Raw genomic sequence first — 15845 nt, 5'->3', positions numbered from 1 at the left:
GATGTAAAGGAATGAGGAAGATGCCAGTAGCAATGGTGAACCAACAGACTGGCCAACCTGTTCGCCGGCCGCTCACTGCTCGCCACCTCCTGGTTGTTGGTCAGACTGGCAGCGGGAAGACGACGACCACCCTCGCGCTGCTCAACGAGTTGCAGCAGACTGACCAGACGGCGATTATCCTTGACCCGACGGGGGAATACGCCCAGTTGCCCAACGCGGTTACCTACCGCTTAGGGGCTAACGCCTACTTAGAAGCGGGGCGGCTCGACGCGGGGGAACTCCAGGAGGTTCTGGGACTCGCCCTGCCGCCACGACTGGACCACCAACTATCCCGGGCCATCAACGCCCTCCGGATTCAGCGCAACCTGCTTCAACAGGCCGGTCCTTTGAAGAAAATTAACCGGCCACTAGCACAATACCAGACCCTGCTGAACCAACTCAGCCCTTGGGCCCGGGACTATGATGTCACCCTCTTACCCCAGCAGCTGGTTGAGGAGGCCGCCATTCCGTTTGCTGACGACCGGGCGGACTATTCGCTGTGCGGGCAAGTATACGACCGTGAGCAAATTAACCGTGACTGGGGATTGCTGACGGAGCTGCGTAACCGACTTGCCGGTCCGGCTTTTCGGGAGCTCTTTGACACGCAGAGTCACCCTGGAGTGGCAAAAACTGAGCTGGGCTTTGTCCTTAAAATGTTTTTGCGGCACCGGAGCAGTCACCGGACCCTGGTGATTGACCTTTCCCTCTTACGGCGGTATGAACGTCAGCAGGGGGCCTTGATTTCCTACCTCCTCAAGCAGGTCCTGACTGACCGCTTGGAACAGTGCGACCAGTCCCAGCGAGCCGTTAAAATTGTGATTGACGAAGCCCACCGTTACCTGCCGACGACGGAGCAAGAATTGAGCCGTAACGGCATCTTCCAGCTGTTACGGGAGGGCCGGAAAGTTAACCTGCAACTGATTCTAACCACCCAGTCGCCATTGGACCTGCCTGCCCGCTTGCGTTCGCAGTTTGCCCAGGCCGTCGTCCACCGGCTGAGCAACCAGGGTGAGCTAGCGGCCTTACCGGTTGCAACTGAGTTAAACACAACGGGGACGTTAGCGGTAGGTGAGGCGCTGCTGTTGGCGGTAGGAGCGCCGAGCCAAGTGGTGCGGGTGCAAAAGCCGGACTGGCTCTGAGCAACACTATGTATTAAAAATCACAAATTAGCGAATGAAAGAACGCTGTTATATCAATGTGTTTAGTAGGAATGGAGTTTTGATAAACGTTATCTTTTTGATATTAGTGCTTTACTTCACAAGAATGTTTGCTATAATAGAAAAAGCAAATGTGATATTTGCCTTTCCAATTTGATAATGAGCGTTTAGTAACCACGAAGTTATTCCTTTCATCCAATTAACATCCAAACATCATAATTTAGTAGGGTTGCTAAAACGGCAATCAGCAAGAGAGTACAATCAAAATCTGTGGTGACTTCTTGCCTGCATGACCCCCAATCTTCGGTTCGACCGGACTTTGGGGGTCATTTGTGTATTAAGTCTGAAAATAAGTTGCCGTGCTTAGGCAGGGAGCGCAGCCGCTTTTGGGACAGAATCGGGGAAATGGACTCCCGCCGGAGAGGGAAAACGATTATAATTGACTGGTGAGATGAATGGGAGGACTATAACGTGATTGAAATCAACAAGCGGAAATACTCATTTCCCAAAATCCTAACCCTGGGGTTCCTGCTGGTCATTGTCAGCGGGACACTATTGCTGCTTTTGCCTTGCGCAACGGTCAGCGGTGAACGGACGAGCTTTATGACGGCGTTCTTTACGTCGACGAGCGCGACGTGCGTGACCGGATTGACCTTAGTCAACACGGCGACCCACTGGACCGGCTTCGGGCAGGCGGTGATCGCTCTCTTGATGGAGGTTGGAGGGCTGGGTTTTATGACCTTTGCCGTCATGATGTCGCTGATGATTCGGCGCCGGGTGCGGATGTCGACCCGGTTGCTGACCCAGGAAGCACTCAACCTGGACCACCTTTCCCAGTTGAGCGTCGTTTACCTGATTATTAAGCTCTCGCTGTTGATTCAGCTGGTCGGCAGCGTGTTCCTCTTCTTTGATTTTTATCCCCGTTACGGGTTTGGCCGGGGTCTGTGGTTGAGTATCTTTCATGCTATTTCGGCCTTCTGCAATGCCGGTTTTGACCTCTTTGGCAATAGCATGGAGAACTACCTCAACGATCCCTACATGATCTGTGTTTTGGCGGTCCTGATCGTGGCTGGGTCAATGGGCTTCCTGGTCTGGAAAGACCTTCTTAATTATCATAAGTACCACCACCTGTCCCTGCACACCCAGTTGGCGTTGCGGACGGGGGCAGTTATTTTTCTAATCTCATTTTTGGTGTATTTGCTGACGGAGCGGAATCTCGCCCAGCTGAGCGGCCAGATTAGCGGGCCCCAGCGGTTGCTGAACACCGTCTTTATGGCGATTACTCCCCGGACGGCGGGGCTGATTACCTTCCCGTACACCAAACTCAGCGCGGCGGGGATTAGTGTGACCATTATTTTGATGTTTATCGGTGGTACCCCGGGCTCGACGGCTGGTGGGGTGAAAACCACCACTATCGGCCTGCTGGCAACGCAGAGTATCGCGACCTTACGGGGACAGCGGGATACCAACTTTGCCCACCGGCGGTTTACGCAGGAAAACATTAACCGGGCGCTGACCCTCTTTTTTGTCGCGCTTTTTATCGTTCTCCTGGCAATCCTGCTACTGGTACTTACCCAGCAGCTGCCGGCTCATGACTCACTGGCGTACGTTACCTTTGAGGTCCTGGCAGCTTTCGGGACGACCGGGATTTCGCTGGGAATCACCCAGAGCCTGAACCTCTTTGGCCAGCTGGTTATTATGGTTCTGATGTTCATTGGCCGGGTTGGTATCTACACGGTGATGTTCTCGATTTTTAATTCGCAGCCAAAGGTGAAGAGTTATCGTTATCCAGAGGAGAGTGTGTTAATTGGCTAATAAGGAAAGCTATGCCGTTATTGGAATCGGCCAGTTTGGGGCGTCCATTTGCGATTCCCTCGTTGAGGCTGGTCAGGAAGTGTTAGCAATCGATATTAATCCCGAGGTGGTAAACGAACTAGCGGGGACTGTGATGCGGGCAATCGTTGCGGACGCGCAGGATGAAGACGCCCTCAGGGAACTTGATATTGGCAATTTTGACCACGTCTACATTTCAATTGGTAAAAACGTTGAGGCTAGTATCATGGCAACCCTGATTGCCAAGGAATTAGGAGCGGCCGATGTTATTTGCCGGGCTGAAAACGTTAACCACGCCCGGGTCCTGGAGCGAATCGGCGCTGACCTGGTAGTGCGGCCCGAGCATGACCTGGCAAAGCGGCTGATTTTTCAGCAACTTAACCCGAGCCTGGTCGATTACGTTACCCTGAGCAAGGAAACCACCCTGGCCGAGTTGAGTATCAATAACCCGAAATTTTTCGGCAAGTCCCTCGATGAACTGGACTTCCGCAACCGCTACCGGGTGAACGTGATCATTATCGTTAGCCAGGATGACCAGATCAACCAGGTGCCCCAGGCCAATGACATCATCCAGCCCCACGATAAAATTACCGTAGTGGGCAACATTAATGATATCCAGCACCTCAATGAAATTGTTCAAAAGCAGAAATAAGGAGAAAGTTAAAGTGAGAAACCGTGCAATTACCGTTGTTACCATTAGTATAATCGCCCTGCTGGCTGTAATCAGCGGCCTCTTCGCCGCCTTTGCCAGCCACGAATACTGGAACTTGATTTGGGTCGCCCTGATTATTATCTGGGCGGGAATCTTCTTCCACACGATTTCGAGCGGGCACGAAAAGATTCTGCGGCAGCTGTTGGACCGCCTTGACCTGCCAGCGGATGCCCAGGTCCTAGCCTTTAATGCAGGCCGGCCCGCGGACCTCAAGCTGACGGCAGAACGGTTGCAGGCGCCGGGCAAGGTGACCAGCGTGGCGGCGTGGGGGCAAACCCTGCCGGTCGTTAAGCAGCAGTTGGCGGCGGCCAAGATTGCAGACCGAGTCAAACTGGTGGACGGCGGCATGACGAACCTTCCCTTTGCAAACCAGCTTTTCGACTACGTAATCATTGATGCTGCCCTGCATAACATTACACCAGCAATCCAGCGTGGCCGGGCCCTTCAGGAAGCCGCACGGGTCCTCAAAGCTGACGGAACGCTGCTCATTATTGACACGAAGTACATGGCTGAATACCGGCAGGTTCTAAATAACATGGGAATTGATGATGTGCAGGTCAGCAAGACCGGCTTTGACGGCTGGTGGGGCGGCCCGTGGATCAGCACTAAAATTTTGCTGGCAAAGCGGTCGTAAGTCGGCGGATGAATAGGAGGGGCGTCAGTGGCAACACCAGAGCAGGTTTTAAAAGATAATTTTGGCTTTAAGACATTTCGGAGCGGACAAAAAGAAGTTATTTCCCGGGTAATTAACGGTGAAAATGTCCTAGCCGTCATGCCGACTGGTGGCGGCAAGTCACTCTGCTACCAGATTCCGGCCCTAGTTAAGCCAGGGGTCACACTGGTTGTTTCGCCCCTGATTTCTTTGATGAAGGACCAGGTGGACGCACTCCGCCAAAACGGGATTGCTGCCGCGGCCATCAACAGTACTATTCCCCAGGAGGAGGTCAACCCCATCCTGCGCCAGGCATATGAGGGGCAGGTCAAGTTAATTTACGTTACGCCGGAACGCCTGAACATGGAATACTTCCGCTATCAGTTGAATTTTCTGCCAATCGACCTGGTTGCAATTGACGAAGCCCACTGTATTTCCCAGTGGGGACACGATTTTCGGCCCGCCTACCGCCAACTAAAGGAAGCAATCGGCCAGCTCAAGTCGCGACCCAACATCCTGGCACTGACCGCGACGGCAACCCCGGCGGTGCAGGAAGACATTGGGCAGCAATTGGCAATTGAGAAGGACAATTTTATTATCACCAGCTTTGCCCGGCCCAATATTAGTTTTCGGGTGGTGCACCCGGAAAAAAGTACCCGTCGTTACATTCGGGAATACCTGAAAGCCCATGCTCAGGAAGCCGGGATTATTTACGTCAATACCCGCCGGGGAGTGGATGAACTGACAACCTACCTGCTGGAACACCACTTCGCGGTCGTGGGTTACCATGCCGGAATGGATGCGGCGACCCGGGCCCGGGTTCAGGACGATTTTCAATTTGACAGGGTCAACACGATTGTAGCTACGAGTGCCTTTGGGATGGGAATTGACAAGAGCAACGTCCGCTTTGTAATTCACGCGACCGCTGCGCAAAACATTGAGTCCTACTACCAGGAAGCAGGCCGGGCGGGCCGAGATGGCCTGCCGAGTGAAGCGGTCCTGATTTACCACCCGAACGACCTGCGGCAGTACCGCTGGTTTATTGACCAGTCGACCGCGGACGACGACTACCGTGACCTGCAATACCAGAAACTCCAGGCGGTCGCTAACTATGCTAGTACCCCGGAGTGCTTGCAGCAGTATATTGTGCGCTACTTTGGGCAGGACTGCCCGCCCTGTGGTCATTGCAGCAACTGTACTGACCAGCGGAACGTTCAGGACATTACCGCCGAGAGCAAGCAGGTCTTGGCGATGGTCCAAGAGCTGCACGGCCATTTCGGTAAGGGGGTCGTTGCCCAAGCGCTGACGGGGTCGCATAGCCAGCGGATGAATGAAATCGGTGCACCACAGCTGCCGAGTTTTGGCGCATTGCGCAATTTTTCCAAGCAGGAGGCTGCCAGTTTGATTGACTACTTGGTCGCGGTAGGGATTTTGCAGACGGTTGGCAGCCAGTATCCAGTTATCCAGATTGCTCAGGATGGCTGGGCAGTCCTAAAGGGTGAACAGCAGGTGACGCGCCGGCAGGAGGAACGGCCAGCCCGCCTCCGGACGCAGTTAGCGGAATCACCGGATACTGCGGCGCTCTTTGAACTGCTCAGGCAAAAGCGGCGGGAATTGGCGGATAAACAGGGGGTGCCGCCATTCATGGTCTTCTCGGACAAAACCCTCCACGATATGGCCCAAGTCAAACCGCAAACGTCGCGGGACTTTCTCGAAGTCAACGGTGTCGGCCAGCAGAAACTCGCCCGGTATGGTCAGCTGATGATGGATGTGATTGGTGAATACCTGGCTGGCGAAAATTAAAGGTATGAATTGCAAGCAAAACGAGAGCGTGCCGGAAGTCGCTGAAGACTTCCGACACGCCCTCGTTCGTTTCATTAAATTTAGAATAGCCACTTACTCATGAGAACCGCGAAGGTCAGGAGACAAGTCGAGCTGATGATGGCTGCGCCAAAGACGGCGCCGCCCCGCTTAAAAATAACTTTGAAATTAACCGATAATCCCAGCGCGGCCATTGCCATGCCCAGGAAGATATAGGCGGCCTGGACAAGAATATCCAGGGCACTCTGGGAAAAAGGCAGGAAGGTGCCCAGAATGCTTGTCAGAATGAAGCCACCCAGGAACCATGGAATTGGTAATTTCTTCGGGACTGGGGCTTCACCCGCCGCACTCTCCTTAACCAAGCGGTGCTGGTACCAGTAGCCGACGATTAGGGCAACGGGAGCCAGTAGGAGGACCCGGGACAGTTTCATAATCAAAGCGTTATCAAGGCTAGCCTCGCCAAAGGCCCCGCCAGCGGCGACCGCGTGGGCGATTTCGTGGAGGGAAGCTCCCGCAACGATCCCAAACTGGGGCGTCGTTAGGTGGAGGAGGGGCTTCAGACCAATCTCTAAGAGGGTGAAGACGGTCCCCATTACACAAACAACGGCGACGGCGAGAACTTCATTTTCCCGTTTCCGTTCCTCATCCGCGGTTTCAATCTGCGGTGAGACTCCCATGACGGCGGCGGCCCCGCAGATACCGCAACCGCAGGCAGTTAGAATGGCTAGTTCATCCTCGGCGCCAAATTTCCGGCTCAGCCAGTAGGTGAGGATGATGGTCAGGGTAACGGCACAGGCCGCCACAAAAATTGTCTTGATACCCGCAGCGGCCAGTTTCGCCAGGTTCAAGCGAAAGCCGAGCAGGATTATTCCCAGGCGGAGAAACTTATTGGAAATAAAGGCAGTTCCTGGGCTGGCTACTTGCCGGAGGCCGGCTGGCGTCAGCTGCATGGCAATTCCTAGCAAGAGGGCAATCACAAGCGCCCCAATCAGGTTGATATAGGGGAGTTTCGCCAGGAGCACTCCCGCTACTGAACAGGTCAAAGTCATTCCGGCCGCAAGCCAGAATGACCTCTTAACAAAGATTTGCATGGTGGTACAATCCTCCCAATCAATTTCTCTTCGTACCACTTTACCAGACCCCATCTGAGAAGCAAGGGGAAATTTGACCACGGTGCTTTCTTTTGTCAGGGACAATTGAAGAGTGTAGAATGGTTGCCAGAAAAGAGGCAATTCAAGGAGTTGCCAAATCTTACAATAAGCGGGTGATCTTATCAAAATTAAGAATATTTCACTGGCGGAGCCCTATTCGTCGATTGATGTTTACCAGAGCAAAACGACCGTGCCGCTTCCTGGCGTAATGATCGTGCCCGGGGGCAGCTACAACCAAATTATGGAGCGCGATTCGGAGCGGGTAGCGATAACCTTGGCCGCACACGCCTTTCAGGCCTTTGTGGTCCGTTACCCGGTAGTTGAACATAAGGATTACCAGGCTGCTAAGCGGGCACTGGCCCAGGCAGGTGACTACCTGACCACCCATGCCGCGGAACTTGGCTTGGACCCGGAGCGTTTAGGAATTCTGGGTTTTTCCGCTGGGGGCCAATTGGCGGCGGCATACAGTAACCAGCCAGATACTAAAGTGAAGTTCGCTGGACTAGGCTACCCGGTGATCCGGCCACTGATTGACCAACGGATGGGAGTGACGACCGAGGATGTGACTAAGCTGGTCACTCCCCAGACGCCGCCGACCTTTATTTGGGGTTCAATCAAGGACGACCTGACTCCCTACCTGGACCACATTGCTCCCTATGTGCAGGCATTAGCTGCTAACCAGGTTCCCTTCGAACTGCATGAGTTTAGCACTGGCGGGCACGGATTGGCCCTGGCTAACTACTACACTGGAATCGTGAACGGCGACCGGACCGATGAGCACATGGCCCGGTGGCTGCCGCTCTTTTTGGAGTGGCTGCAACAGCTGGCGGGTTAATTAATAAGAGGCTGTGACATAAGTACTATTACTTAGATAAAAGACGAACAGCGCAGTACACAAAGGGGCTTCAGTGCTCGGCAAAGCCGAACTCTGAAGCCCTCTTTGTGCTTGCGGGGGCGTGAAGACGAAGTCATAAATGACTTCTGTCACGCTCCCTTTTAGGTTAAAGCGGGGCGACGGGGACCTGTTGGCTAGCCACCGCGTTAATGAAATGCTGGTCGTGCTCCACGAATAGCAACGGGGGCCGGTATTCTTTAACCAGCTGGATTAACTGCTGCTGGTTGTAGGTGTCCAGGTAGTTTAATGGTTCGTCCCAGACATACAGCTGGGCGGGCGTCAGTAGTGACCGGGCGAGTTCAACCTTCTTTTGCTGGCCCATGCTCATCTGCTCGATTGGGACGGTAAAGGTGGCCCGGTCCATGCCTAGCTTGCGTAAGAGGCTGAGAAACTGGTCGTAGGGTAAGGAATAGCGGTCCGCAAACTGCCGGAGGGAACCGGTGTTAGTGGCGTAGTCCTGGCGAACGTAGGATACCGTAATCCCGGTAGGCCGGCTGATTTTCCCGCTCAGCTCGCCCGTGAAGCGGCCGGCAATGGCCTTGATAAGACTGCTTTTGCCAACGCCGTTCGGACCGATGAGGGCAAGCTGTTCCTGACGGTGAACAGTGCAGGTGAGGGGGCGGAAAAGCTGCCGACCAGCGAGCGCCAGGCTGACCTGGTCAAGGCTAAGGAGTGTTTGCTGGTGAGCTGGCTGGTAGTTGAGCGTCAAGGGGACTACTTCTTCCACGTTTTCTAGGAGTCCCTGCCGCTCGGTGATGGCTTGGTCGAGGCGGTTAGCGGTCGCAATGGTCTTTTTCATCATTTTAGCCGCCTTAGCCCCGATGAATCCCTTGTCAGCGTGGGCGTTGCCCTTCTTTTCACCTTCCGCCCGCTGCGCCCACTGGAGTCGTTGCTGGCGGGCGGCTGTTAATTTCTTGATTTCGGCCTTGAGCTGGTGGTTAGTCGCCTGGGCATGCTGGTCCCGCTGCTCCTTGTGGCGGCGGTAGGCGGAATAGTTACCTTGGCTGAGAACGAGCTGGTGCGGCTCGATTACGAGGGTGTGGTCAATGACCTGGTCGAGAAAGTCCTGGTCATGGCTGGTAATAATGAAGCCGCTCTGCTTATGGGCAAGGTAAGCGGCGACCTGGCGCCGTCCCGGCAGGTCGAGGTGGTTTGTCGGCTCGTCGAGGAGGAAAAAGGAGTTGTCCTGGGCGAAGAGGGTGGCGAGTTGGACTTTAGTGCGCTCACCCCCGCTGAGAGTTTGGTATGGCTGCCATAACAGTGCCGGGTCGACACCTAGCAGTCCTAATTCCCGTTCAATCTGCCACTGTTCCAGAGCCTGGTTGGGACAGGCCGCGAGGAGGGCATCACCGCTAAGAAGCGTTTGGTCAGTGATCTTTAGCGGAAAGTAGGCAAAGTTCAGTTTGCTAGTTACCCGTCCCCGGTAGTCCCACCGTCCTTGGAGAATCTGCAGGAGGGTGGTCTTCCCCCGGCCGTTGCGGCCCACCAGCCCAAGCCGCCAGTTGCTGTTGAAGTCTAAATTACAGTCGGTAAATAGCGCGGGCTGTCCAGGGTAGGCGAAGTTTAAGTTACGGATGGTAATTGTTTGCATCAGCTTAATCACGTTCCTTTCGTTTTGGCACGCAAAAAGGCCCGCCCCGGGTAGGACAGACCTTTAAAAAGCTGGCAGTTTACCAGTCCTTATTAGTGATCAATGATTGAAATAATAATCCTACTCGGAGCCGCCAATTCGCGTGCATAGTCGAAGTGGCTGCATAACGATGTGTAGAATTAAAACTTCAATGGTTGATCCCTCCGTTTAGTTGAATAGTGGTAGCCTAACAAGTTTTGCTCTGCTTGTCAACTTGATTACTTGTTCAGTTCACCGTCGGCAATCTTGTCAAGCAGCGGCCGGGACGGGATGAAGAAGAGCTGGCCGGACAGGATGTCGGAGAAGGTGAGCAGGTAGTCGCCGTTCTTTAACATGTTTTCCAGCATCAGCTTCGTGACTTTCCAGTAGCGGGAGTAGCCGATAAAGTAGGTCCCGGTGTTGCCGGTAGCGGGGTCGGAGTACGGCACGTTCATCCGCACGATCTTTTGTTCGACCCCGTCAATTTCCGCCTGGGAAGCGACGTTGTGGGCGTTCTTAAACTTTTCCTTTTCGTCCAATTCCAGGTCACTGAACTTCTTGCGGCCGACCGCCTTTTCCTGGGTTTCGGTCGTCAGCTTGTTCCAGATGTCCATGTGGTGGCGCCACTTTTGGGCAAAGGCGTAGGAACCATTTTCAAAGAAGGGATCCTCGTCACCGACAATGGCGTAGTCAGCGGCGTCTTCCACCTGTGGTGCCTCGGTACCATCAATAAAGCCGATGATTGCCCGACCTTCGAAGTAGCGGAAGCCTTTGGTCTCATCTACGACCGTCGTGAAGTCCCGCAAGAAGAGCATACACTGGCTGATCAGCTCGTAGACAACGGCCTCGTCGTTAGCCCGGATGTGGAGGAAAATATCCCCCTTAGTAGCGGGCATTGAGTATTCTTCGCTGGCCAGCGTTTCGTAGGGTTCCAGTTCCTTTGGCTTTGGTGCGTCCGGGAAGAGGTAGTCCCAAGCAGCACTGCTAAAGCCCAGTGAGGCCTTGAGGTTCCCCTTGTTGTCACGGATTCGCAGTGAACGGATGATGGCCTGGTAGCGGTCCACAAATTCCTGGATGGCTTCCTGTTCTTTTTCCTGATCCTGGCGGTTAAGTTCCAATACAGTGAATTGAACGTGTTCACCAGCGTCTTTCCAGACATCTTGTGCTTTAGATGGATTCATCGGCATGATAAAAGACTCCCTTCAAAGAAATTCCGATTACGGTTTCATTATATCATTTCAGCGACCGTTGCCGAAACGTTTTCAAACCGGCGAATAGATTTGGGTTTACTTTCCTGCGGCTTTTGGCATATGATATAACCATCAAGAATTATAATAAGAGGATTCAAACCATGACGAATATGAACAAGGAAGTTGTTTTTAAGATGCACCTGGTCGAAACGGCTCCCGAAGCACATGATGAATACTTAAATGCCCGGCGTGGTCAAATGATCACCGCGGTAGCGATTGAAGACGGGACGTTCGGAATGTATGCCTCCCACCGCTCGGAGGACCTCACTAAGAACTATACTTTTGAAGTTTACAATAACCAGGCAGCCTATGATGAACACGTTGCTGCTGACCAGTACCAGCAGTTTAAGCAGGAGATGGCTGGGGTCATCGTCAACGACCAGGTAGTTGACTTGGAACCGCAATTTATGGGGCACCAGGATGTGGCGTTAAACATCAGCACCCCGAATGGCCTCTGGATCAACATTGTTCAGATTACCGTCAAGCCGGAGCACCTAGCTGACTACCAGCGGGTGGTGACAGCACAGTTGGAAAACGCCCTGAAGATTGATCCCGGGATTTTGGCAATTTACGCCGGGACCAAGCAGGGACGGCCAGATGACTGGGTAATTTACGAAGTATTTCAGTCTGAGGAAAACTACCGTAACCACATCGCCAACCCGGACCACCAGAAGTACGTGGCTGCTAGCAAGGATTGGGTTCAAAATAAGCAGGTCGACCAGACGATTGGCGATGTGTTGGTTAATACCGGCAATAATTAGTAATAAAAAGGCAAGCACCATTTGAGATGCTTGCCTTTTTTATAGGTTATATCATGGAGAAATTTATAATAGGGAGATTATTTTTGTTCCATTACCTTTTCGCCGTTGGCGGTGATGGTAAAAGTCTTGTTAGCGGCGTCGGCTTCCAGAACGGCAACGTTAGCACCGTCCTTGTCCTTCCGCGTAATCGTAATCGTAGTTTCGCTTGGCGTCTGAACATCGATTGAACCATCGAGGTCGAAGGCAGCGAACTTGTTCCGCCAGGAGAGCAGGTCGAGGAGGTTCTTAACAACTGGGCGTTGCACTTCCTTGGCTACTTCGTCCTTCGTGTAGTAGTGACGGTTGATGTTCCGACCTTCCTTGGTCTTTTCGAGCAGGTCCAGGTCGTTGGAGCCAGCCAGCAGACCAACGTAGTAGATCATTGGGATCCCAGGGGCGAATACTTGGAAGGCCCGGGCTAACAGGTAGGCCTTGTCGTCGTCACCAAGGGCGGAGTAGTAAGTGGAATTGATCTGGTAGATGTCCAGGTTGTGGTATTCAGCACTGGAGTACTTCCGCTTAACGTTAGCACCGACCTTGTACAGTTCGTTGGAGGAGTATTCGATTTCGTCGTCACTCAGGATGTCCTTGGCGTCGACAACCCCGATTCCGTCGTGGGTGTCCAGGGTAGTGAACTGCTTCATTGGTGACATCTTCAGCCAGTTAGCCAGACGGTTCGTCTTACCAGAGTACAGGGTGTACAGGGTGGTCATTGGCAGAGCAAAGTCGTAAGTGAAGTAGCCGTGCTTAGAAATCTTTTCTGGAATCGTGTAGTGCTCGTGGATTTCTGGCAGAATTTCGGCTTGGTAAGGGGCCAGGATTTCCCGAACTTCGTTTAAGAGGTCCCAAATTTCTGGTTCCACGAAGAAGTCGTTCGTGTCGACCTTCTTAACGGCGTAGGCAAAGGCGTCCAGCCGGATTAAGTCGGCACCGTGCTTAACCATGTCAATCAGGGTTTGCTTGAAGAATTCTTGGGCAACCTTGCTCTTGACGTTGATGTCGATTTGCTCTTCGCCAAAGGTGTTCCAGAGGTGTTCCTTGCTGCCGTCGTCGAATTCGATTTCTTGTTCTGGGGCCTTGTCTTTCCGCTTGTAAATCAGGTCAATGTCCTTTTGGGTTGGGCGGCCCTTACCAGCAGCTTCCCAGAACTTTTCCCAGCGGATGAAGAAGTCGCTGTACTTGGAATCGTCGTGGTTCTTCTTGAAGTCTTGGTACATTTCGGACTTCCGGGAGATGTGGTTGATCATGAAGTCAAACATCAGGTAGTAGTCTTCACCAAGGGCTTCCACGTCGTCCCAGTTACCAAAGGCGGAGTCGACAACGTCGTAACGGTAAGGGGCAAAGCCACGGTCACCAGTTGATGGGAAGAATGGCAGCAGGTGGACACCACCGATGGCGTCACCGATGTATTCCTTGAGGACTTCGTGGGTTTCCTTAATGTTCTTTGCCATTGAGTCAGAATAAGTAATCAGCATTGCTTTGTTTTGAATTGGCATAGTGTAAACCTCCAAGATCTATTGCGCTTGTTTAGCGTTGTGACGGGTTGCAAAGAAAATAATCAGGGCGATGATGATCAGGGCCACGCCGTAGACCGGGAACGGTGCGGCTAAGCCCATCCCACTGGTTGGTTGACCAAGCAGGTGGTTCGTCCATTCTGCAATTGATGGTGAGAAGAAGGAACCAAAGTTGAAACCAATCAGGCACAGTGAAGTAACGAGCGGTTGCCGGTTGGCGGGTGCTAAGTCAGGCAACAGGTTGAAAATCAACGGTGAAACTAACTGGAGTGGGAAGCCGATCAAGAGCAGCCCGATAACCATCAGGGCGAAGTTGTGACCGGCAAAACCAAACAGGAAGTTGGACAGGGCCATCAGTCCCAAACCGAGGTAAACGGTCCCGAAGCCGAGGCGCTTTTGAATTGCCCCGTAGAAGATACCACCAAGAGTGGCTCCAATCAGCATCAGTGATAGGAACATTGAGGAACCGGTGTAGTGGCTACCGTTAATCGCAACGGAGAGACCAGGGAACCGGTTTTCCATTCCCACGTAGTCAACGACCAGCAGGAAGGCAAACAGAACCAGCAGGTAAACGACCGGACTGATCTTGGTGATTTCTTTCTGGTCGCTTTCAGTCAGCTCTTCGGCCAGGCTGTCTTCGTCCACGTGATCATCCTGAGCCTTGCTGTCGTCGGGAACCCGCATTGCGAAGAAGAGCAGGACGAGGAAGGCAAAGAAGTAGACGGCGAAGGAGCCGTGCCAACCGGCGAAACTCAGGAAGAGTCCGGCAATGGTCAGCGTGCAGGCTTGACCGATTTGTTCCGCCGCAGCCCGCCAACCGAGCATTTGAGCCCGTTCAGAACCATCGTACCAGACGGAAATCATGGAAATGGCCTGGGAGTTGTATAACCCATAACCAGCACCCAGAATCAACCGGGAAATCAAGATTGTCATGTAGTTGTCAACGAACATTGGCACAATCCCGGCTAAGCCGACAATGGTAACCCCGGCCATGATGATCTTCTTATCCGAAATGTGGAACCATTCCTGGATGAGTGGCGAGAGGACCACGAAAATCATTACGGCAAAGGATGGTGTCGTCACCAGGTACTCAGACTGGGTCTGACTGATGTGCAGGGCGGATTTCAACTGCGGAAGCGACCCCTGAATAGCGTAAGCACTGGTAACCATCAGTGAAACCGATAGAAACGCGAGCTTAGTAATAATTGAATGTTTATTATTCATAGTTCTGTTATCGCTTTCTTGATAATTTTGATAAACGATTATCATTTGCTTGTGACTATAATATACAACCGTGTTTTTTAAATGTCAAACGTTTATCAATAAAAATTGCAATCACTTTCATTGTTGCTGGACTTGGGTTAAATGAAAATGAGAATGAAAACTTGCTGCTGTGCGACTTGATGGAACCTTGCCGAGATTGAACAGAGGTGAGCAATTATTGGTAATGAAAAAATGGGACGGAGCTAGTTTAGCTGGCTGCTCGTCCCATTCACATTGCAAGTATTTAATTAATATTGGCGGTTGTACTCGTACACTAACTCAGGTTCTCGCCCGGTCCGCTGGTAGTTGTTGAGGGCGTCGATCTGGGCCATTTCCGCTGGGGTCAGCGTAAAGTCATAGATATCAGCGTTCTGGGCAATTCGGGCTTCGTGGACTGACTTAGGAATAAAGGAAACACCGTTTTGCAGGTGCCAACGGAGAATCACCTGGGCTGGCGACTTTTGGTGCCGGGCCGCAATCTGCTTGAGGACGTCCTGGTCGAGGACCGCGCCCCGGCTGAGGGGACTCCACGCCTGGGTAATAATCTGGTGGTCCTGGTTGAACTTGAGCAGGGGCTTTTGGGTCAGCAGGGGGTGGAGCTCGATTTGATCGACGACCGGCATCTCGTGGGCCTGAGTTGCCAGATACTGAAGGTGGATCATTTCAAAGTTGCTGACCCCGATCGACTTGGTGAGGCCCTCCTTCTTCATGTCCTCAAAGGCCCGCCAGGTTTCGAAGAAAGACCGTTCAATTGGCCAGTGGACCAGGAGCAGGTCAACGTAGTCTAACTGGAGCTTTTGCAACGATTCCTTGACGGAGGTAATGGCCCGGTTGTAGCCCTGGTTTTCTTCGGCCACCTTGGTCGTAACGAAAATTTCATCGCGGGGCAGGGCAAGCTGCTTTAGTGCTGTCCCGACCTCCGCTTCATTTCCGTAGAGCTGGGCGGTGTCAAAAAGGCGGTAGCCATCTTCAAAGGCGTGCTGGATGGCCGCCGTCATTGTGTCTTTACCATCGACCTTGTAGAGGCCGAAGCCTTCTTGGGGCATTTGCTGACCGTCTGCTAGGGTCAGGTAGTTATCTTGAATATTCATTAGATTACCCTCTTTCTTTACTGTTTAGTTTACCACGAGTGTAAAAAGAGCGCTGAAA

13 protein-coding genes are annotated in these 15845 nt (G+C 52.8%); 7 read left to right on the top strand and 6 right to left on the bottom strand.

Annotated features, from left to right (window positions below):
- Positions 1–20: 20 nt before the first annotated feature.
- The 5 genes from N4599_RS05285 to recQ all read left to right on the top strand — a co-directional run bounded on the left by N4599_RS05285 (position 21) and on the right by recQ (position 6196).
- The gene (locus tag N4599_RS05285; RefSeq protein ID WP_260898282.1) at positions 21–1178 is read left to right on the top strand and encodes an ATP-binding protein; all 1158 of its coding nucleotides are present in this window, start codon (positions 21–23) and stop codon (positions 1176–1178) included.
- A 489-nt stretch (positions 1179–1667) separates the two neighbouring features.
- Entirely contained in the window at positions 1668–3011 is a 1344-nt protein-coding gene (locus tag N4599_RS05280) for a TrkH family potassium uptake protein (protein WP_260898280.1), read from the top strand.
- Positions 3004–3681, top strand: a complete 678-nt coding sequence (locus N4599_RS05275; protein WP_003712203.1) for a potassium channel family protein — start codon at positions 3004–3006, stop codon at positions 3679–3681. The genes N4599_RS05280 and N4599_RS05275 overlap by 8 nt, the downstream gene beginning before the upstream one ends.
- 13 nt (positions 3682–3694) lie before the next feature.
- Positions 3695–4375 (top strand): class I SAM-dependent methyltransferase, encoded by a 681-nt coding sequence (locus N4599_RS05270; protein ID WP_260898277.1) that lies wholly within the window; start codon positions 3695–3697, stop codon positions 4373–4375.
- A gap of 27 nt (positions 4376–4402) precedes the next feature.
- Positions 4403–6196, top strand: coding sequence for a DNA helicase RecQ (gene recQ / locus N4599_RS05265; protein WP_191363917.1), 1794 nt, complete (start codon positions 4403–4405; stop codon positions 6194–6196).
- Between the two features lie 80 nt (positions 6197–6276).
- On the opposite strand, the gene N4599_RS05260 is transcribed toward recQ, so the two are convergent.
- A complete protein-coding gene (locus tag N4599_RS05260) occupies positions 6277–7305 on the bottom strand; it encodes a YeiH family protein (protein ID WP_062812615.1) in 1029 nt (342 codons plus the stop codon).
- A 250-nt stretch (positions 7306–7555) separates the two neighbouring features.
- On the opposite strand from N4599_RS05260, the gene N4599_RS05255 reads away from it, so the two are divergent.
- Positions 7556–8200 carry an alpha/beta hydrolase gene (locus N4599_RS05255; protein ID WP_419719941.1) on the top strand — a complete coding sequence of 215 codons (645 nt, stop codon included), beginning with the start codon at positions 7556–7558 and terminating at the stop codon, positions 8198–8200.
- Positions 8201–8366: 166 nt separating this feature from the next.
- On the opposite strand, the gene abc-f is transcribed toward N4599_RS05255, so the two are convergent.
- Both abc-f and N4599_RS05245 read right to left on the bottom strand, forming a co-directional pair.
- Positions 8367–9851 carry a ribosomal protection-like ABC-F family protein gene (abc-f, locus tag N4599_RS05250; protein ID WP_260898274.1) on the bottom strand — a complete coding sequence of 495 codons (1485 nt, stop codon included), beginning with the start codon at positions 9849–9851 and terminating at the stop codon, positions 8367–8369.
- 257 nt (positions 9852–10108) lie between these two features.
- Complete coding sequence (locus N4599_RS05245) at positions 10109–11056, bottom strand: Dyp-type peroxidase (protein WP_062812612.1); 948 nt, start codon at positions 11054–11056, stop codon at positions 10109–10111.
- 164 nt (positions 11057–11220) lie between these two features.
- On the opposite strand from N4599_RS05245, the gene N4599_RS05240 reads away from it, so the two are divergent.
- Positions 11221–11880 carry a putative quinol monooxygenase gene (locus N4599_RS05240; RefSeq protein ID WP_062812611.1) on the top strand — a complete coding sequence of 220 codons (660 nt, stop codon included), beginning with the start codon at positions 11221–11223 and terminating at the stop codon, positions 11878–11880.
- Between the two features lie 77 nt (positions 11881–11957).
- On the opposite strand, the gene gtfA is transcribed toward N4599_RS05240, so the two are convergent.
- The 3 genes from gtfA to N4599_RS05225 form a co-directional block, all read right to left on the bottom strand.
- On the bottom strand, positions 11958–13415 hold the full coding sequence (gtfA, locus tag N4599_RS05235; RefSeq protein WP_194176029.1) for a sucrose phosphorylase: 1458 nt from the start codon (positions 13413–13415) through the stop codon (positions 11958–11960).
- A gap of 18 nt (positions 13416–13433) precedes the next feature.
- Positions 13434–14657, bottom strand: a complete 1224-nt coding sequence (locus tag N4599_RS05230; protein ID WP_062812609.1) for an MFS transporter — start codon at positions 14655–14657, stop codon at positions 13434–13436.
- Between the two features lie 287 nt (positions 14658–14944).
- Positions 14945–15787: an aldo/keto reductase gene (locus N4599_RS05225; RefSeq protein WP_260898266.1), complete on the bottom strand. Its 843-nt coding sequence runs from the start codon at positions 15785–15787 to the stop codon at positions 14945–14947.
- Positions 15788–15845 lie beyond the last annotated feature (58 nt).

It is taken from the genome of Limosilactobacillus oris (assembly GCF_025311495.1).
GTDB classification, from domain to species: Bacteria; Bacillota; Bacilli; order Lactobacillales; family Lactobacillaceae; genus Limosilactobacillus; species Limosilactobacillus oris_A.
The sequence above is the reverse complement of the archived record's forward strand: the minus strand, read 5'-3'. Positions and strand labels throughout refer to the sequence as shown.

What these genes read in the sequence shown, in the direction of transcription:
- N4599_RS05285 (WP_260898282.1), top strand. Translation starts at nt 21, where the DNA reads ATGCCAGTAGCAATGGTGAACCAACAGACTGGCCAACCTGTTCGCCGG.
- N4599_RS05260 (WP_062812615.1), bottom strand. Translation starts at nt 7,305, where the DNA reads ATGCAAATCTTTGTTAAGAGGTCATTCTGGCTTGCGGCCGGAATGACT.
- abc-f (WP_260898274.1), bottom strand. Translation starts at nt 9,851, where the DNA reads ATGCAAACAATTACCATCCGTAACTTAAACTTCGCCTACCCTGGACAG.
- N4599_RS05245 (WP_062812612.1), bottom strand. Translation starts at nt 11,056, where the DNA reads ATGCCGATGAATCCATCTAAAGCACAAGATGTCTGGAAAGACGCTGGT.
- N4599_RS05240 (WP_062812611.1), top strand. Translation starts at nt 11,221, where the DNA reads ATGACGAATATGAACAAGGAAGTTGTTTTTAAGATGCACCTGGTCGAA.
- gtfA (WP_194176029.1), bottom strand. Translation starts at nt 13,415, where the DNA reads ATGCCAATTCAAAACAAAGCAATGCTGATTACTTATTCTGACTCAATG.
- N4599_RS05230 (WP_062812609.1), bottom strand. Translation starts at nt 14,657, where the DNA reads ATGAATAATAAACATTCAATTATTACTAAGCTCGCGTTTCTATCGGTT.
- N4599_RS05225 (WP_260898266.1), bottom strand. Translation starts at nt 15,787, where the DNA reads ATGAATATTCAAGATAACTACCTGACCCTAGCAGACGGTCAGCAAATG.